Origin of the sequence: Halobacterium sp. CBA1132 (genome assembly GCF_001485535.1) — an archaeon.
Classification (GTDB): Archaea; Halobacteriota; Halobacteria; order Halobacteriales; family Halobacteriaceae; genus Halobacterium.
The window spans coordinates 97,329-114,536 of the sequence record NZ_BCMZ01000001.1; the positions used below are offsets into that span (position 1 = coordinate 97,329).

The 17,208-nt window shown below is 68.5% G+C and carries 21 protein-coding genes; 8 read left to right on the forward strand and 13 right to left on the reverse strand.

Annotated features, from left to right (window positions below; all coding sequences use genetic code 11):
* Positions 1–60: 60 nt before the first annotated feature.
* Complete coding sequence (locus tag AVZ66_RS00480) at positions 61–252, reverse strand: hypothetical protein (protein WP_058980752.1); 192 nt, start codon at positions 250–252, stop codon at positions 61–63.
* A gap of 72 nt (positions 253–324) precedes the next feature.
* Here AVZ66_RS00480 and AVZ66_RS00485 point away from each other — a divergent pair, with 72 nt between their 5' ends.
* On the forward strand, positions 325–519 hold the full coding sequence (locus AVZ66_RS00485; RefSeq protein ID WP_058980753.1) for a hypothetical protein: 195 nt from the start codon (positions 325–327) through the stop codon (positions 517–519).
* Here the strand turns inward: AVZ66_RS00485 and AVZ66_RS00490 are convergent, their stop codons facing one another.
* From AVZ66_RS00490 to engB, 3 genes are all read right to left on the reverse strand, one after another.
* On the reverse strand, positions 520–1,494 hold the full coding sequence (locus tag AVZ66_RS00490; RefSeq protein WP_058980755.1) for a 5,10-methylenetetrahydromethanopterin reductase: 975 nt from the start codon (positions 1,492–1,494) through the stop codon (positions 520–522). It abuts the gene before it with no gap.
* On the reverse strand, positions 1,481–2,242 hold the full coding sequence (locus AVZ66_RS00495; RefSeq protein WP_058980757.1) for a coenzyme F420-0:L-glutamate ligase: 762 nt from the start codon (positions 2,240–2,242) through the stop codon (positions 1,481–1,483). The genes AVZ66_RS00490 and AVZ66_RS00495 overlap by 14 nt, the downstream gene beginning before the upstream one ends.
* Positions 2,243–2,903: 661 nt before the next feature.
* Complete coding sequence (gene engB, locus AVZ66_RS00500; protein ID WP_058980760.1) at positions 2,904–3,521, reverse strand: GTP-binding protein EngB; 618 nt, start codon at positions 3,519–3,521, stop codon at positions 2,904–2,906.
* A 109-nt stretch (positions 3,522–3,630) separates the two neighbouring features.
* On the opposite strand from engB, the gene AVZ66_RS00505 reads away from it, so the two are divergent.
* Both AVZ66_RS00505 and AVZ66_RS00510 read left to right on the forward strand, forming a co-directional pair.
* Positions 3,631–4,383: an SIMPL domain-containing protein gene (locus tag AVZ66_RS00505; protein WP_058980761.1), complete on the forward strand. Its 753-nt coding sequence runs from the start codon at positions 3,631–3,633 to the stop codon at positions 4,381–4,383.
* Positions 4,384–4,429: 46 nt separating this feature from the next.
* Positions 4,430–5,725 carry a TIGR00341 family protein gene (locus tag AVZ66_RS00510; protein ID WP_058980764.1) on the forward strand — a complete coding sequence of 432 codons (1,296 nt, stop codon included), beginning with the start codon at positions 4,430–4,432 and terminating at the stop codon, positions 5,723–5,725.
* A gap of 1 nt (position 5,726) precedes the next feature.
* Here AVZ66_RS00510 and AVZ66_RS00515 read toward each other — a convergent pair whose 3' ends face one another.
* On the reverse strand, positions 5,727–6,713 hold the full coding sequence (locus AVZ66_RS00515) for an NOG1 family protein (RefSeq protein ID WP_058980765.1): 987 nt from the start codon (positions 6,711–6,713) through the stop codon (positions 5,727–5,729).
* Positions 6,714–6,805: 92 nt separating this feature from the next.
* Here AVZ66_RS00515 and AVZ66_RS00520 point away from each other — a divergent pair, with 92 nt between their 5' ends.
* Positions 6,806–7,165 (forward strand): DUF5518 domain-containing protein, encoded by a 360-nt coding sequence (locus AVZ66_RS00520; protein WP_058980766.1) that lies wholly within the window; start codon positions 6,806–6,808, stop codon positions 7,163–7,165.
* Here the strand turns inward: AVZ66_RS00520 and AVZ66_RS00525 are convergent.
* The 5 genes from AVZ66_RS00525 to AVZ66_RS00545 are packed head-to-tail and all read right to left on the reverse strand — an operon-like array spanning position 7,162 to position 9,519.
* Positions 7,162–7,914 carry an alpha/beta fold hydrolase gene (locus tag AVZ66_RS00525; RefSeq protein ID WP_058980768.1) on the reverse strand — a complete coding sequence of 251 codons (753 nt, stop codon included), beginning with the start codon at positions 7,912–7,914 and terminating at the stop codon, positions 7,162–7,164. The two genes, AVZ66_RS00520 and AVZ66_RS00525, sit on opposite strands and share 4 nt — an antisense overlap.
* Before the next feature lie 45 nt (positions 7,915–7,959).
* Positions 7,960–8,247, reverse strand: a complete 288-nt coding sequence (hisE, locus tag AVZ66_RS00530; RefSeq protein ID WP_058980770.1) for a phosphoribosyl-ATP diphosphatase — start codon at positions 8,245–8,247, stop codon at positions 7,960–7,962.
* Positions 8,244–8,690 carry a bifunctional nuclease family protein gene (locus AVZ66_RS00535; protein WP_058980775.1) on the reverse strand — a complete coding sequence of 149 codons (447 nt, stop codon included), beginning with the start codon at positions 8,688–8,690 and terminating at the stop codon, positions 8,244–8,246. Before AVZ66_RS00535 ends, hisE begins: the two co-directional genes overlap by 4 nt.
* Positions 8,691–8,712: 22 nt before the next feature.
* Positions 8,713–9,312 (reverse strand): pyridoxal 5'-phosphate synthase glutaminase subunit PdxT, encoded by a 600-nt coding sequence (pdxT, locus tag AVZ66_RS00540; protein WP_058980777.1) that lies wholly within the window; start codon positions 9,310–9,312, stop codon positions 8,713–8,715.
* Positions 9,313–9,357: 45 nt separating this feature from the next.
* Positions 9,358–9,519: a preprotein translocase subunit Sec61beta gene (locus AVZ66_RS00545; protein WP_058980779.1), complete on the reverse strand. Its 162-nt coding sequence runs from the start codon at positions 9,517–9,519 to the stop codon at positions 9,358–9,360.
* 150 nt (positions 9,520–9,669) lie between these two features.
* On the opposite strand from AVZ66_RS00545, the gene trxA reads away from it, so the two are divergent.
* Complete coding sequence (gene trxA, locus AVZ66_RS00550; protein ID WP_058980780.1) at positions 9,670–9,939, forward strand: thioredoxin; 270 nt, start codon at positions 9,670–9,672, stop codon at positions 9,937–9,939.
* A gap of 109 nt (positions 9,940–10,048) precedes the next feature.
* On the forward strand, positions 10,049–11,911 hold the full coding sequence (locus AVZ66_RS00555) for an SLC13 family permease (RefSeq protein ID WP_058980782.1): 1,863 nt from the start codon (positions 10,049–10,051) through the stop codon (positions 11,909–11,911).
* A 3-nt stretch (positions 11,912–11,914) separates the two neighbouring features.
* Here AVZ66_RS00555 and AVZ66_RS00560 read toward each other — a convergent pair whose 3' ends face one another.
* Entirely contained in the window at positions 11,915–13,096 is a 1,182-nt protein-coding gene (locus tag AVZ66_RS00560; protein ID WP_058980784.1) for an inorganic phosphate transporter, read from the reverse strand.
* 37 nt (positions 13,097–13,133) lie between these two features.
* Complete coding sequence (locus AVZ66_RS00565) at positions 13,134–13,910, reverse strand: hypothetical protein (protein WP_058980786.1); 777 nt, start codon at positions 13,908–13,910, stop codon at positions 13,134–13,136.
* A 278-nt stretch (positions 13,911–14,188) separates the two neighbouring features.
* On the opposite strand from AVZ66_RS00565, the gene AVZ66_RS00570 reads away from it, so the two are divergent.
* Together AVZ66_RS00570 and thiD are read left to right on the forward strand one after the other, a co-directional pair.
* Entirely contained in the window at positions 14,189–15,118 is a 930-nt protein-coding gene (locus AVZ66_RS00570; protein ID WP_058980788.1) for a sulfide-dependent adenosine diphosphate thiazole synthase, read from the forward strand.
* Positions 15,118–16,488: a bifunctional hydroxymethylpyrimidine kinase/phosphomethylpyrimidine kinase gene (gene thiD / locus AVZ66_RS00575; protein WP_058980789.1), complete on the forward strand. Its 1,371-nt coding sequence runs from the start codon at positions 15,118–15,120 to the stop codon at positions 16,486–16,488. Before AVZ66_RS00570 ends, thiD begins: the two co-directional genes overlap by 1 nt.
* Here thiD and npdG read toward each other — a convergent pair.
* On the reverse strand, positions 16,459–17,127 hold the full coding sequence (npdG, locus tag AVZ66_RS00580) for an NADPH-dependent F420 reductase (protein WP_058980792.1): 669 nt from the start codon (positions 17,125–17,127) through the stop codon (positions 16,459–16,461). The two genes, thiD and npdG, sit on opposite strands and share 30 nt — an antisense overlap.
* Positions 17,128–17,208 lie beyond the last annotated feature (81 nt).

Below are 17,208 nucleotides of genomic sequence, written 5' to 3' on the forward strand. Positions count from 1 at the left end.
TGTGGGACCGTAGGAGAGCAATCACTTGTATGTTTCTCGGTCACACGCGACAGTGCCGGTTCACGACCACCGCTTGCAGGCCGTACACACGCGCTCGCCGTCGTCCAGCCAGCGCCGGCCCGCGGCCTCCCCGCAGGACTCACAGACCGACGCGTCGCCCCACGAACTCGTCACCGGCGCCGCGTCCGCGTCCTCGTGTTCGGACTCCGGTTCGTCGCGAGTGAACGCGTCGATGGTGGCGTCGTCGGACACACCCGCTCGTTCGGCGGGGACCGACATAACCGTCCCGGAGCACCTAAGGTACCGGCTCACACACGGCCGCACATGGTCTGGTTCATCGACAACGCCGTCTCGCTCGCCGAGAACATCCTCACCGCGGCCACCACGGACCCGATTTCCGCCGCGCTCGTCCTCGTCGGCGGCGCCCTCGTCACGCTCGCCGCCGGCGGCTTCGGCGCGCTCGCGCTCGGCGCGCTCGTCGAATCGCTGGTCCCCGACACCGCCACCCAGCGCCACTAATTAGACGCCCGCCGCGTCGAACGCGTCCGCGAGCAACGACACCGCCTTCTCCCGGTCGGGGCCGAGCGGCGACGCCGCCACCACGCTGTCGACGTGCTCGCCGACGCCCCCCAACTGTTCGGCAACGTCCTCGGGGTCGCCCGCGATACAGAACGCCGACAGCATCCGCTCGGAGACTTCCGCGAACGCGGCCGAGAACTCCCCTGCTTCGATTAACTCCCCGATTTCCTCGGCGCGCTCGGCGTCGATACCGTGGCGCTCCAGTACGGGTGGTGCCGCACCGGACGCGATGAACGCCACCGGCGGCCGCGCCGCCTCCAGCGCCGCGTCCGCGTCCTCGGCAATCGAGACGGACGCGAACGCCGCCACGTCCACGTCCCCGTCGACCACGCGGTCCTCGACGCCCTCCGCGACGCGGTCGGCCGACCACGCGAGGTCCTTCTCGTGGCTCGCGTTCACCAGCACGCCGTCGGCGTGCTTGCCCGCCATCCGCAGCATGTGCGGGCCCTGCGCGCCCACGTACACCGGAACCTCGCCGACCTCGTAGTTCAGGCCGGCGTCCCGCGCGACGAACGTTCCGTCGTGGTCGACGCGCTCGCCCGCCCACAAGTCCTGCGAGACCTTCATCGCCTCCAACACCCGCCGGAGCGGCCGCTCCCGCTCGACGCCGAGGTTCCGCAGCGTCGACGCGTCCCCCGCGCCCAACCCCAGCACGGCGCGCCCGCCGCTCACCTCGTCGACGGTCGCCACCTGCGACGCGAGTTTCACGGGGTGCGTGTCGTAGGGGTTCGCCACGCCCGGACCCAACTGGACGGTCTCCGTCGCTTCGGCCACGCGGTCGAGCGCCACGAACGGGTCGCGGTTGTTGTAGTGACACGACGCGAACACCGCGTCGAAGCCCGCTGCCTCCGCGTTCGCCGCCAGCGACGCGACCTCCGAAACCGGGATTTCCGGTGTCAACTCAATTCCGCGCATACTCCCACCCCCGGAGCGCCTGCCGCACGAAGTCACCGTCGACCTCTCGGTACAGCTCCTCGCTGCTGTCGTGGTCGCCGAACTCGAACTCCCGCACGACGACCACCGGCGTGCCGCCGTCGCCCTCCCCGGAGACGAGGTTTGCCGTCGCCGCGAGTTCGTCCACCACGCTCTCGACGGTCACTTCGAGTTCGTGGCCGTCGCGGTCGGTCTCTCCGCGCCAGTCCCGAGAAGCCGGCATCCCCGTCCAGCCGAGCGCGACGCCGCGCTGGCCGTGCCGGAACGGCCGCCCGGACGTGTCCGTCACGACGACGGCGACGTCCGCGTCCAGCCCCTCGCGGATGCGCTCCGCGCTCTCCGCGGGGCGTTCGGGCAGCAACAACAGTTCCGCGCCGCCCGTGTTCGAGCGGTCGATGCCGGCGTTCACGCCGACGTGACCGAACGCGGTCTCGGTCAACAGGAACGGCGCCTCCAGTAGCAGGTCCACGGACTCTTCGAGGACGGCCTGCGCGAACCGCGGGTCCTTCTGTTCGCCCGTGACGTCGGCCAGTCGGTCGGCGACCTCGCGAGCGCGCGGCCCCGCCGGGTAGTCCGACAGGGACGCCGTCCGCCCCTCCGCTTTCGAGACGACCGTGCTGGCGACGCAGACGACGTCGCCGTCTTCCAGTTCGGCGCGCTCGGCCACGAGGTCAGCGAGACTGTCGCCCGAACGCACCTCCGGAAACTCCGGCACCGCGAACGCGTGCATACTCGACCTTCGACGCCCCTCACAAAAGCCCCGGCGGTACCGGACACGCCGGCCACCCGGGCACGTACGGGCGCTGGCGCCGGTTACCGACGAGCACCGCGGCTGGCCCGACTGGGAGTGAAAGGCTCTTCTCCCGGGAGCCCCTACCGAACTCCCGGGCGACGGTGACGAGGAGTTACCCCCTCCGAGCCCCTTGTGACGAGGCCTTTCTCCCGAGTCGCCCGTCTCAGAACGAGTCAGCGACGGCTGTGGCTCGCAGGCGGCGTTCGAATCCGCGAGCCGGTCCGCCACCGTTCCGCGTCCGCCGGCCCGCGGCGACTGTCAGGTCACGCGCAGGGGTGGCTCCGCTCTCCTACTTGAACCTACGTAACCGACGAGCAAGCATCCGCGAGCGCCATACGGCGCTCGCGGTTCACTCCACGAGTGAGCGCAGCGAACGAGTGGAGGCCGACGAGCGACCGTAGGGAGTGGTTCGAAAGGCGCTTCGCGCCTTTCGTCATCACGAAAGACGGCGGAGCCGTCTTTCGAACGACGAGGAGCGCTTTTAGCGTAGCTTTTGCCAGCCGAGCGAGACCGGAGGTCTCGCTGGCCGTGCGAACGGGCGCTCCGCGCCCGTGAGCAGAGAGCGCGCCGGAGGCGCGCGACCGCAGCAAAAGGTACCTCAGAAGAACTTCTTGAGGTCGTCGCGTTTCTCGGCTTCGAGGTGGGTGCGGACGGCGTCGTCGAAGGCGCTGGTACGTTCGTGTTTGGCGGCGATGGGGGCGATGGTGTCCTGCCACTGTTTCCACGGCGGGTGGAGGCCGAGGCGGTCGGCGACGTCGTCGAGGCGTTCGTCGCGGTCGTCGACTTTGTCCATCTTGTTGACAGCGACGACGGGCGCGATGCCGAGGTCTTCGAGGAGGTAGAACAGTTCGACGACGTGGGGAATTTCTTCGTCGCTGGTGTGGCGGTCGATGATGTCGACGGCGGCTTTGCCGTCGAGGACGAGCACGCCGACCATGATGTTCTCGGCGTTGTCTTCGAGGTAGCGGACGACGTCGGTCTTGATGCGCTCGCGGACGTCGTCCTCGACGCCGGACATGAAGCCGAAGCCGGGGAGGTCGGTGACGACGAAGTCGTCGCTGGCCCAGTCGTAGTGGTTGGGTTTGCGGGTGACGCCGGGCTTCTGCCCGGTCGCGACGCTGTGGCCGGTAATCTCGCGCATGAGCGTGGATTTACCGACGTTCGACCGGCCGACGAGGACGACCTCGTCGCTTCGGTCGGGGCGGGTGTCGAACATACCGCGTGTAGCCGGTCACTGGGGTTAAGTCCCGCGTCCGGCGCGCGCTCAAACGACGGTTTCACTCTGAGCGAGGTTGATAGGGGGTGGCGTCGTAGGTGGTCGTGTGATGCGACAGCAAACAGTCCTGATTGCGGTCCTCGGTACAGCCCTCCTGGTGACCGCCGGGGTCGCCGGCGCGTTGACGCTCGGGAGCGGGTCGGCGACCGCCGGGCAGGCAGCGCCCGACGGACAGTCGATTACGGTTTCCGCGGACGGGACCGTCGAGGCGTCCCCCGACCAAGCGGTCGTCCGGGTCGCGGTGACGGCGACCGGGAACGACTCGTCGGCGGTCCGCGACGAGATCGCCGAGCGCGTCGAGACGATGCGGTCGGCGCTCGAATCGGACGGCATCCCCTCGGAGAACGTCCGCACCGCGCACTTCGACATCCGGCAGGAGATCGAACGGACGCCCGAGGGAACTGAGCGCGGCCAGTACGTCGGCACGCACGCGTTCGAAATCACTGTCGAGGACATCGACGCGGCGGGCGAGGTCATCGACACCGCGGTGAACAACGGCGCCGACCGCGTCGACGGCGTCTCGTTCGGGCTCTCCGACGAGAAGCGCGAGACCCTCTACCAGGACGCGCTCACGAACGCGATGGGGAACGCCGAGACGCGCGCGCAGACGCTCGCCGACGCCGGCGGGCTCTCGGTGACCGACACCCACACCATCGTCTCGACGAACACCGACTACCGCGCGTACCGCGTCGAAACCGCCGCGTTCACGTCCGGCGCCGCGGTGTCCGGGACGTCCGTGGAGTCCGGGCCGGTCACGGTCACGGCCGGCGTGCGCGTGACGTACAACGCGACCGTCGCCTGACACCGTCGCCTGAACGCTTTTCTTTCGCCCGCGTGAACGCGCAGTCGTGCGACTCGTTCAGGCAACCGTTCCGACGGGCAAACGCGAGGCCGTCCTCGACGCGCTCGACGAGGAGGGTATCGACTACGTGGTCAGCGACGAGACCAGCGGCCGCGACTACAACGCCGTCGTCCACTTCCCGATACCTACCGAGGGCGTCGAGGACGCGCTGGACGCGCTCCGCTCGGCGGGCCTCTCAGAGGACGCCTACACGGTTGTCCTGAGCGCGGAGACAGTCGTCTCCAGGCACTTCGACGAACTCGAAGAGCGCTACACCGAGGAGGAGGAGAACGGCGACAAAATCGCGCGCGAGGAACTCGTCGCGCGCGCCAAGGACCTCGCACCGTCGCGGCTCACGTACGTCGTGATGACGCTGGTCAGCACCATCATCGCGACGGCGGGCCTGCTGTTGGACTCGCCGGCGACGGTCGTCGGGTCGATGGTCATCGCGCCGCTGCTGGGGCCCGCGATGTCCGCCAGCGTCGGCACCGTCGTCGACGACGAGGACTTGTTCCGTCGCGGCGTCTACCTCCAGTTGGTCGGCGTCGTGCTCGCCGTGGTGGGCGCGGCGGCGTTCGCGTTCTTCGTGAAGTTCACGAACGTCGTCCCACCCGGCTTAGACGTGTTGTCGCTCTCGGAGGTCAGCGAGCGCTTGCGCCCGGACTTCCTCTCGCTGGTGGTCGCGCTCGGCGCCGGCGTCGCGGGCGTGTTCAGCCTGATGACCGGCGTCTCCTCGGCGCTGGTGGGCGTCGCCATCGCCGTCGCGTTGATTCCGCCGGCAGCCACCGTCGGCATCGGTATCGCGTGGGGCGTCCCGACGCTCGCCGTCGGGTCCGGCGTCCTCGTGCTGGTGAACGTGCTCTCCATCAACCTCGCGGCGCTCGTCGTGCTGTGGTACTCGGGGTACCGCCCGCAGCGGTTCTTCGAGGTCGGACAGGCGCGGTCGGCGTTGTTGAAGCGCGGCGCCGCGCTCGCCGTCGCCATCGTGGTGCTTTCGGCGTTCCTCGGCGGCGTCACGTACACGTCCTACCAGTCGGCCACCGAGGAACAGGCCATCAACGACGCCCTCGGCGACACCCTCTCGCAGTCGGAGTACGCGGACGCCGCGCTGCTGGACACCAGTTACGAGTACGAACAGGGGTTGATTCAGCGCGAGCCACAGCGCGTCGTCGTCACCGTCGGGGTGCCGCCCGGCGCGGACTACCCCGAACTCTACGAGCGACTGAACGAACGCGTCGCCGCGACGACGAACCACGACATCGAACTGGAACTCAGGTACGTCTACCGCGAGCGCGCCGGCTGACTCACTCCTCGTGGGGGAGCGTCGGCTCGTAGCCGACCGCTTCGACCGCCGCGTCCAGCGTCTCTTGGACGCCCTCGCCGTTCTGCACGCTCATGTAGCAGTCCGCCGCCACGTCCTCGGAGAGGTCGGCCTTGTTGCAGACCGTGACCAGCGGCACGTCGCCGAACTGGTCGGCGACCTCCGCGCGGAGCGCGCGCTGGTCGTCGAGCATGTACCCGCACGTCTCGCTGGCGTCGACGAAGAACAGGATGACGTCGCCGGCGTGCGCGAGCGCGGAGACGGCCTGATTCTCGATTTCGTTGCGCTCGTCGGCAGGGCGGTCGAGCAGGCCGGGCGTGTCCACGATTTGCCAGCGCACGCGCTCGACGTCGAGGTGGCCGACCTCGATGCCTTTCGTCGTGAACGGGTACTCGGCGGTCTCGATTTTCGCCGTGGAGACGGCGTTGACGAACGACGACTTCCCGACGTTCGGGTAGCCCGCGACCACGATGGTCGGGTCGTCGGGGTCGATCTCGGGGAGGTTCTTCAGCGCGTCGCGGGCGCGTCCCACGGCGTCGAGGTCGTCCTCGATTTGGTCCATCACGGAGCCCATGCGCGCGAACCCCTGCTTGCGGACCTTCCGCATCGAGTCGGTGTCGCCGCGCGGCAGTTTCCCGATGTACTCGCGGCCGAGGTCGTGGGTCTTTCTCGCCGCCCACGAAATCTCGGAGAGGTGCTGGCGGAGCGCGTCGATTCCCCGGTCGTCGTCGAACTCCCTGCGCAGCACGGCGTCCGCGAGTTCGTAGTAGAACGGGTCGACGGAGTCGAAGTCCGGCCACGCCGTCACGACGTTGCGGAGGTTGTCCCCGAGGATGTTCGAGGACGTCTGCAGCATCGACTCTTGGGCCTCGTAGCCGCCCTTCGCGCGTCCGGCCCGGGCCGCCCGCGAGAACGCCTTGTCGAGGAGCTCCTCCGACGTCGGTGTCGTCGGCAGGTTCTCGAAAATCATACCCCGGAGTAGGCCTGCGAGACGTAAAAGGCCACGTATCGGCGCCGACGGCCGCCCGCGAGGCTTTTCGGTCTCGCTCGTGTTCCTCCCGTATGGTCAACTGGCGCGCGGTCCTCACCGGGTTCGCCGTGGAGTTCGTACTGGGCGTGTTCGCGTTCGCGCTACCGGGAATCGGGCACGCGGCGGCCGGCCTCGTCGGCGGGTTCGTCGCGGGCTGGATGGCCGACGACGGCGTCTGGGGCGGCGCCGTCCACGGCCTCCTCGCGGGCGCGCTCGGCGGCGTCCTTGTCGCGATCCTCGTGCTCGTACTGGGGGTCGTGTTCTCGGCGACAGGCCTGCTGCCCGCCGGACTGCTCACGCTCAGTCTCGGCGCGTTCGCGCTCGTCGCCTTCGGCCTGCTCGCTGTCGACAGCGCGATTGCGGGCGCGGTCGCCGGTCTGATTGCGGACTAAGCCGCGAACTCGCGTATCGCCGCCGCCACTCGCTCGGGTGCGGTGTTGTTCCCGAGGTGGCCCGTGTCGGCGAGCGTCACGCGCTCGGTGTCGTCCAGTCGCTCCGTGAGCGCGCGAATGGCCGCCTGCAGGTGGTCGGGGCCGTCCTCGCCGGCGAGCAGCAGCGTCGGCACGCCCGTCTCCGGGTCCCCGAGTTCGTAGTTCTCCACGACGTCGATTTCGCGGGCGACAGTGTCCACAATTTCGGCGGCCTGCTCGACCACCGGCCCGCCGACGAGGTGGTTCGCGCCGACGGCCTCGAAGAACGCTTCGACCCCGCCCGCGGGGTCGCCGGCCGCCACACGGGAGCGGATTCGCGCCGCGAGGTCACCGCCGTGTGGTTCGCCCGACAGAATCGACGGCTCGTAGAGGACGAGGCGGTCGACGGCCATCCCGTCGGCGGCTTCGAGCGCGGTCAGCCCGCCGAACGAGTGCCCGAAGACGACGGGAGTCCCCTCGACTGATTCGACGACCGCCTGCAGGTCCGCTACTTCTTTCGAGAGGTCGTAGTCGCCGCTCGCTCGCTCCGTGCGGTTCGTGCCGCGCCCGCGCCTGTCGTAGGTCACCACCTCGAAGTCGTCTTCGAGGTGGGGGACGAGGCGGCGGAAACTCTCCTCGCGCGCGCTGGTGCCGTGGACGAGCACGAGCGGCTGGCCGCTGCCGCGCGTCTCGTATTCGAGTTCCGTCCCGTCCGCAGAAGTGGTGTGCATGTGTCCGGCTTCGTGCCCGGCTACTTGAGCCACACTAGTCGGCGACTACCGCCGGGCTTCGAGTTCGTCCAGCAGGTCGTCGGCGTCCACGTCGTGCTGGGCGAGCACGACGAGCATGTGGTAGACGATGTCCGCGCCCTCGTGCGCGAGTTCGTCTTCGTCGCCGTCCTTCGCGGCGAGGATGAACTCCGTCGCTTCCTCGCCGAGCTTCTCCAAGGCGGCGTTCTCGCCCTTCTCGTGGGTGAACAGCTCCGCCGTGTAGGAGTCCTCGGGGAGGTTCTCTTTCCGGTCCTCGATGACCTCGAACAGCTCGCGGAGCAGGTCGTCGCTCACGCCGCCATCACCTCGCGGATGTCGTCGAGGTCGTCGAACTCGCCGGGGTCGCGGCGGCCGTCCTCGAAGACCGCGTCGTCGACCTCGATTCGGGCGTCAGTCCGCGCAGCAAGCGCCAGCGAGTCGCTGGGTCGGGCGTCCACGACGGCGTCGCCGCGCGGCGTGTCGACGTGGAGGTCCGCGTAGTACGTCCCGCCGTCGACATCCGACACCGTGACGTGGTCGATGCGGCCGCCCAACTCCTCGACGAGGTCCAGCGTGAGGTCGTGGGTCAGCGGCCGCCCGATGTCCGTGGCGTCCAGCCCGTGCGCGATGCTGGTGGCTTCCTCGAAGCCGACGAAGATGGGGAGCACGTCGTCCTCGCCGTCGACGCCGACGAGCACGACCGGCAGCGGGCCGTCCGGCGTCCCGGCCACGCGAACGCCGTCGATGTGTGCGTTCATGCCCATGTTTTCGCGAGGACGCTCAAAAGCTTGCCTCCTCGTTCAGGAAGAACGCGAGGTCGTGAATCCGGGAGTCGTCGGTTAGCTCGGGGTGGAACGACGTACCGACGACCGGCCCGTGGCGGATGGCGACGGGGTTGCCGTCCCAATCCGCGAGCACGTCCACGCCGTCGCCGACGTCCGCGACCAGCGGCGCGCGGATGAACACCGCGGGGAACGGCTCGTCGAGTCCCTCGACGTCGAGCGGTGCCTCGAAGGAGTCTTTCTGCCGGCCGAACGCGTTCCGGTCGACGGTCGCGTCCACGAGGTCAAGCGTCTGCACGCGGTCGTCGTTGGCGTCCGTCGAGGAGACGATGAGGCCCGCACAGGTCGCCAGCATCGGCTTCCCGGCGTCGACGTGCGCGCGAATCTCCTCGTCGATGCCCTCGCGGGCGAGCAGCCGCGAAATCGCGGTGGACTCCCCGCCCGGCAACAACAGGATGTCACAGTCCGGGACGAGCCCGGAGCGCCGAATCTCGGTGACGTCGGCGTCGAGTCCGTGCTCGTCGGCGGCCCGACGGATGGCGTCCGCGTGCTCGGAGACGTCGCCCTGCACGGCGACGACGCCGGCGCTAACAGTCATGCACTCGCGTACGAGCCGCCGCGGAAAAAGCCTCTCGGGGTCCGGTCAGGCGAAGAACTGCAGGAGGAGTACGGCGATGCCGAAGAACGCGCCCGTCGCCACCACGGAGCGCGGGTCGATGCGGATGGCGTTCGGGTCCTCGGAGTCGAAGTACCGGACTAGTCCTGCGCTGGACATCAGCCCGCCGGAGTTCTCACCACTGCTCATACACCCGACTCCGACCCGAACCCGCGTAAACCTTTCGTGTCCGGGCGGCTCGCCGCTGGAACGGCGCCGCGGCGCTCTCCGCGGTGAAGCGGCGAGCGCCGTCCCGTGAGTAACCCTTATGCGGGGCGCGGGGCAAGGACGAAGGGACCGATGACTGTCACAATCAAGGACTTCTACGCCGACTGGTGTGGCCCCTGCAAGACGCAAGACCCCATCCTCGAAGACCTCGAGGAGGACTACGGCGACAGCGTCACCTTCGAGAAAATCGATGTCGACGAGAACGAAGACGTCGCCAACGAGTACCAGGTGCGTTCGATTCCGACTGTCGTCGTCGAGGACGACGACGGCGTCGTCGAGCGCTTCGTCGGTGTCACGCAGCGCGACCAGCTCGAGGACGCCCTCAAGGAAGCCGGCGCGTAACCGAGGCGTTCCTCGACGCGGCGGCCGCAACACTCACCCCTCCGTTGTTTTTCTCGCGCCCAGCGTAGCGACCGTCAGGCTGTTGTGACCCACCGCCGACAGTCCTCTCATGTTCGCGTCTCTGCCGCTCGCCGCGCTCGGGGACCTTCCCCCGGTGACGACCGAGATGGCAGTCGTCTTCGCACTCGTTGCGGTGACGCTGGTGTTGTTCGTGACGGAGGCGCTGCCGCTGGACGTCACCGCGATTCTCGTGATGGTGACGCTGATGATTCTAGAGCCGTGGACGAACATCACCGTCACCGAGGGGCTCTCGGGGTTCTCGAACCCGGCGACCATCACGGTGTTGGCGATGCTCATCCTGAGCCACGGCGTCTCCCGGTCGGGCGTCGTCCAGATTATCGGGCGCTGGATGTCGGCGTTCGCGGGCACGAACAAGCGCCGCCAGCTCGCGTCGACGATTCTCGCGACCGGCCCCGCGTCGGGGTTCATCAACAACACGCCCGTGGTCGCCATCCTCGTGCCGGTCATCAGCGACCTCGCGCACAAGGGCGGGACATCGCCGTCGAAGCTCTTGATTCCCCTGTCCTACGCGTCGATGCTCGGCGGGATGTTGACGCTCATCGGGACGTCGACGAACATCCTCGCGAGTCAGACCGCCGAACGCATCGGGACGGCGCGGGGAATCGACGCCCTCCACGCGTTCTCGATGTTCGAGTTCACGCACCTCGGCATCATCGTGCTCGTCGTCGGCGCAGCCTACCTGATGACGATTGGCTACTGGCTGCTCCCCGAGCGCGTCCCCCCGGAGGAGGACTATCTCGCGGAGTACGACATGCAGGACTACCTCAGCGAGGTCGTCGTGCAGGCGTCCTCGCCGCTCGTCGGGAAGACCGTCTCGGAGGCCATCGACGAGCAGCGCTTCGACGCCGACGTCCTCCAGCTCGTGCGCGGCGGGGAGCGATTCATCGAGCCCATCGGGCAGAAGGTCATCAAGCCCGGTGACGTGCTCACGATTCGGACCGACCGGCAGACGCTGGCCGCCATCGCGAACGTCGACGACCTCGCGCTGACGGGCGCGCCCGAGACGGACCCCGAACTGGAGCCTAGCACCGAAGAAGACCAGACGCTCGTCGAACTCGTCATCCAGTCGGGGTCGTCGCTGGTCGGCGAGACGCTGAAGTCGTCGTCGTTCCGCGGGCGCTACGACGCGAACGTGTTGGCGTACCGCTCGCGCGGGGAGACCGTCCGCCAGCGCATGGACGAACTCAAGCTCCGCGTCGGCGACACGCTGCTGATTCAGGCGCCCGAGGACAGCATCGACCGGCTCTCGCAGAGCCCGGACTTCATCCTCGCGCACGAGCCCGATGAGCCCGACTACCGCACCGAGAAGATTCCGTACGCCGTCGCCACCATCGTCGGCGTCATCGGCGCGGCGACGCTGCTCCCGGTCAACATCGTCGTGGCCGCGCTCGCTGGCGTCGTCGCGATGGTCGCCACCGGCGTGTTGCACCCCGGCGAAATCTACGAGTCCGTGGACTGGAACGTCATCTTCCTGCTGGCGGGCGTGATTCCGCTCGGCATCGCCTTAGAGCAGACCGGCGGCGCGAACCTCTTGGGCGCGCTCGTCGCGGCGACCGGTACGGTCCTTCCCCCAATCGGCGTGCTGTGGGTGTTCTACGTCGCGACGAGTCTCATCACCGGCGTCATCTCGAACAACGCCAGCGTCGTGTTGATGATTCCCGTCGCCGTCGAGGCCTCGCTGGAAGTCGGCGCGAACCCGTTCGCGTTCGTGCTCGCGGTGACGTTCGCGGCGTCGACGGCGTTCATGACGCCGGTCGGCTACCAGACGAACCTCTTCGTGTACGGGCCGGGCGGCTACAAGTTCGGAGACTACGTCCGCGTCGGGATGCCGCTGCAGTTGCTGTTGTCGTTCGTCACGGTCGGCGGCATCGCCGTCTTCTGGACGCTGTAACGCTCAGAACCCGAAAATGGGGACGAAGCGGAACGTGAGGTAGGCGCCGATAGTCGCCAGCATCGGAACGACGTTCTGCATGAGGACGACGCGGCCGGTCGTCCCGGGGTCGAAGAGGTCCGACGCGCTCGGGATGTCCTCGGGGTCCTCCTCGCCGATAGCCGGAACCTCGTCGTCGCCGTCTTCGTCGGCGGCGAGGCCGCCCACAGAGACGGGCACCTCGCCCTCGCCGCGGACCGCCTCCGGCACGGAGACGGGGCGCGTCGCGCGCCCCCAGCCGAGGCCGACGATGGACATGGTGGCGATGACGACGAAGCTCGCGGGGATGCCGATGGCCGACAGGAAGATGACCAGCGACGCGCTCACGACCGCGACGACGATGGCCGCCGTCAGCGGGAGTTCCGTGATGTCGCTGCCCATCGTTTCGAGCGTGCGCCGCGCGATGGTGAACGCGCCGATACCGACTGCGACGCAGCCGATGATGATGGCGGGGTTCATCTCCAGGACGCCGCTGCCGACCAGCGGCGCGATGGCGTTCGCGACGTTGCTCGTCCCCGAACTGAACGCCATCAGGCAGCCGATAGCGATGACGGTGGTGACGCCGATTAGCTCGCGGCGGTTCGTCGTCTCCGTGGGCCGCGGCACCGGGACGGCGCCTGAGCGGTCCACTTCCAGTAGGTCGCCGTCGCTGCGGTCCATCGCGATGAATCTGTTCAGTCGCGCGTAGAAGTACCGCCCGACGATGAGCGACACCCAGAAGCCGATGACGGGCGCGACCAGCCACCAGATAGCGATTTCGCCGAACACCGCCCAGTCGAGAGCGTTCTGCGCGACGCCGAGTCCGGCGATGGCGCCGACGGCCGTCATCGACGTGGAGGCGGGGACGCCGAAGAAGTTCCCGACGAACAGCGCGATTCCCACGAAGAACAGCACGCCGATGCTGGCCTCCAGCGTGAATATCTCGGGGTTCGTGACGAGTTCGCGCCCGAGCGTGTCCACGACGCGGCGGCCCAGCGTCCACGCGCCGACCGCGAAGAACGCCGTCATCAGCAGCGCCGCCATCGGTTTCGAGATGGCGTCCGCACCGACCGCGGGACCGAACGCCGGCCCGGTCGTCGACCCGCCGACGTTGAAGCCGACGAACATTGCGACCAAGATGCCGACCACCAGCAGGACGCCAATCACGCCGCCACCTCCGGGGACGTCCGCGTAGCGAGCGCGCTCATTTGGGCTCGTCCTCGTCGGGTTCCACGTCGTCTCTCGACTGCTTCTCCTCGTCGCCGTCCTCGTCGGTGTACCGCTCTTCGACGGCTTCGACTTTCTCCTCGACCGACTCGTCGTCGGCGTCCGCCGTCGTCTCCTCGACGGTTTTCTCGACGGTTTCTTCGACGGTTTTCTCGACGGTTTCCTCGACCGTTTCTTCGACGGTCTCTTCGACGGTTTCGCCGACTTTCTGCTCGACAGTCTCGCCAACGGTTTCTTCGACGGTTTTCTCGACGGTTTCCTCGACCGTTTCCTCGACGGTCTCTTCGACGGTTTCGCCCACCGTCTCCTCGACCGTCTCACCAACCTTCTGCTCGACAGTTTCGCCAACGGTTTCTTCGACAGTCTCACCGACTTTCTGCTCGACAGTTTCGCCAACCGTCTCCTCGACGGTTTTCTCGACGGTCTCGTCGACGGTTTCGCCGACGGACTTCTCGACGCTGTCTGCGACGGTCTGTTCGACCGTCTCACCGACCTTCTCCTCGACAGTTTCGTCGACCGTTTCCTCGACGGTGTCGCTGACAGTCTCCTCGACGGTGTCGCTGACCGCTTGGGTCATCCAGTCGGGGTCGAAGCGCGCCATCTTCCACGCGATGTGGACGACGTACGACGCCAACACCCCGAGGCCGAACGCCAGTCCGGTCTCCGTTCCGACGACGGAGAACAGGGCGACCGAGACGAAGATGAGCACGCCGTAGGTCAGGTCCGTGAGGCTGTCGACGCGGTTCGGGTTCACGCACCCACCTCCGGCGTCGGGCGGGCCGTCGCGCGCGCTGTGTGGGTCGTTTGCAGTTCACGCGGTCGTACGTAGCCCGGCGCTAGCGGACCACGGTTGACGAGAAATGTGATACTCGAACGGAGGAGTCGCACAGAGAAAGGGATTCCGGTGGACCGGAACACTCGGGCGGCCGCTCGCTCCGTTTCGAGGACGCCTCGCGCCGAATCTACTCGCCGCCGCGATTGTCGTCAACGCACATCCAAACCGATAAGTAGCCGGTGGTATCACTAGCGAATATGTCGTTCGACTCGTTCGCCGACGCAGACGAAGCACAGGTCACTCGCGCAATCGCCCGCCAGTGGACAGAGGAGTTCATCGACGACACCGAGACCGACGTCATCATCGTCGGCGGCGGCCCGTCCGGACTGATGGCCGCCAAAGAGCTCGCCGAACGCGACGTCGACGTCACCGTCGTCGAGAAGAACAACTATCTCGGTGGTGGGTTCTGGCTCGGCGGCTTCCTGATGAACAAGCTCACCGTCCGCGCGCCCGCCGACGAAGTCCTCGACGACCTCGGCGTCCCCTACGAGTACGACGACGAGACCGAGGGCCTCGCGGTCGCGGACGGCCCCCACGCTTGCTCGTCGCTCATCAAGGCGGCCTGCGACGCCGGCGCGCGCATCCAGAACATGACCGAGTTCACGGACGTCGTCGTGCGCGACGACCACGAGGTCGCGGGCATCGTGATGAACTGGACGCCCGTCCACGCGCTCCCCCGGGAACTCACGTGCGTCGACCCCATCGCCGTCGAATCCGACGTGGTCGTCGACGCCACCGGCCACGACGCCGTCGTCGTCTCCAAACTCCAAGAACGCGGCGTCGTCGACGCGGCCGGCATCGAGCACGCCGACGAACACAACACCGGGATGGACAACACCGAGGAGGGCGAGTACGGCGCGCCCGGCCACGACTCCCCCGGCCACGACTCGATGTGGGTCGCGGACAGCGAGGACAAGGTCGTCGAGCAGACCGGCAAGGTCCACGACGGTCTGATTACCGCCGGCCTCTCCACGGCGACCGTCCACGGTCTCACGCGCATGGGCCCGACGTTCGGCGCGATGCTGCTCTCCGGGAAGGCCGCCGCGAACGCCGTCATGGACGAACTCGGCACCGACGAGCCGCGGGTCGACCTCCCGTCGCAGGCCGCGCCCGCCGCCGACGACTGATGCGTCCCGTCGCGCTCACCGTCGCGGGCTCGGACAGCGGCGGCGGCGCGGGCGCGCAAGCCGACCTGAAGACGTTCGAGGCCTGCGGCGCGTTCGGCACCTCGGCGCTCACCGCCGCCACCGCCCAGAACACCACGGGCGTCACCCACAGCACCGTCCTCGACCCCGAAGCGGTTCGCGCGCAGTACGACGCCGTCGTCTCCGACTTCGACGTCGCTGCCGCGAAGACCGGGATGCTCGGAGACGCCGACATCGTCGCAGAAGTCGCCGACGCCCTCGGGGATGCGGACTTCCCGGTCGTGGTCGACCCCGTCGTGGTCGCCCAGTCCGGGGACCGCCTGCTCACCGAGCGCGGCGTCGACGCGGTCCGCGAGGACCTGCTGCCGGCGGCGACCGTCGCCACGCCGAACGTCCCCGAAGCCGAACTGCTCGCCGGCGTCACAATCGAGAGCGAAGCCGACATGCGGGCCGCCGCCGAGGCGGTTCGCGACCTCGGCCCCGACGCCGTCCTCCTCACAGGCGGCCACCTCGACGGCGACCCCGTGGACATCTACGCGGGTGAGACGACGCGCGCGTTCTCTCACGAGCGCGTCGACACCGACGACACGCACGGCTCCGGCTGCACGCTCTCGGCCGCCATCGCCGCGCACCTCGCCGCGGGCGACGACACTGAGACGGCCGTCGAGCGCGGTATCGACGCCGTCGCCGCCGCCATCGCGTCGGACCTCTCGCTGGGTTCGGGCGCCGGCCCCGTCGACCACGCCGCAATCGCGGACGGACGACGCGCCGCTGCGGACGGCGCACGCGAGGCTGTGCGCCCCGACGCGACCGACGCCATCGACGCGGTCCGCGAGGTGGTCGCCGCGCTCGAACGCGAGTGGTCGCCCGAACTCGTCCCAGAGGTCGGGACGAACGTCGCCGTCGCGCCCGCCGACGCCACTTCTCCCGAGGACGTGGTCGCCGTCGATGGCCGCCTGCACGCCACGAACCGCGGCGTGCGAGCCACGGGTGGCGTCGCGCCGGGCGCGTCCAGTCACGTCGCGCGCTTCCTGCTCGGCGTCCGCGAACACGACCCTCGGGTCGCCGCCGCCGGGAACGTCCGCTACAGCGAGGCGCGCGAGGCGGCGCTGCGCGAGCGCTGGGACGTCGAACGTATCGACCGCACCGACGAGCCCGCGGACGCCGACGGCACGATGGACTGGTCCGCGCGCGAAGCGATGACTGGTCGCGAGCGCGCCCCCGACGCCGTCGTCGACCGCGGCGCCGTCGGAAAAGAAGCGATGATTCGCGTCGTCGCCAGCGACGCCGACGCGCTCGAAGCGAAACTCAGGGAGGTCGCGTCACTCGAACGTGACGCCGACGTCGTGTAGGCTGTCGTTGTGGAGCGCGAGGTCGACGAGCAGCGGCGTCAGCGACTCCACTTCCGCGGCGTTCGCCAGCGGCCCCGCGTCGAGCGCGCGGATGCCCTCGATGCCCTCCGCGAGGTCGACGACGTTCTGCTTGGCGTCGCTATCGTCCCCGACGACGAGCGTGTCGAGGGACAACTCCACGTCGAGGTTCGCCAGTCGGTCGGCCGCGAGATTCTGGAACGCGCCCACCACGGGCACCTCGTCGGGCGCCGTCTCCGCGACGAGTTCGGTGACGCTGCCCGCGCCCGGCGGGTTGTAGTCGAAGCCGCCCTCGCGCTTCTTCATTCCGACCGCCGGAGAGAGTACCAGCGTGTCCTCGTCGATGCGGTCCGCGATTTCCTCGACGAGGTCGGCGACGTGGTACGGCGGCACCGCAAGCACCACGACGTCCGCGCGGTCGGCGGCCATCGCGTTCTCGAAGCCCGTGATTTTCCGGTCGACGCCGCGGCTGTCCAGTTCGGTCTCGTACTCCTCGGCCTTCGAGCGGGCGCGCTCCGGGTCCCGCGACCCGACGACGACGTCGTGGTCGGTGTCGTACGCCCACCGCAGCGCCAGTCCGCCGCCGATGTCGCCAGTCCCGCCGAGTAACGCGATTCGCATACCTCACTGTCTCCCGGCGCGCGGTTAAGAATTGTGTGGGCGCCCGCTCGAAAAATGATTTACTACATAAAACATTAAGTT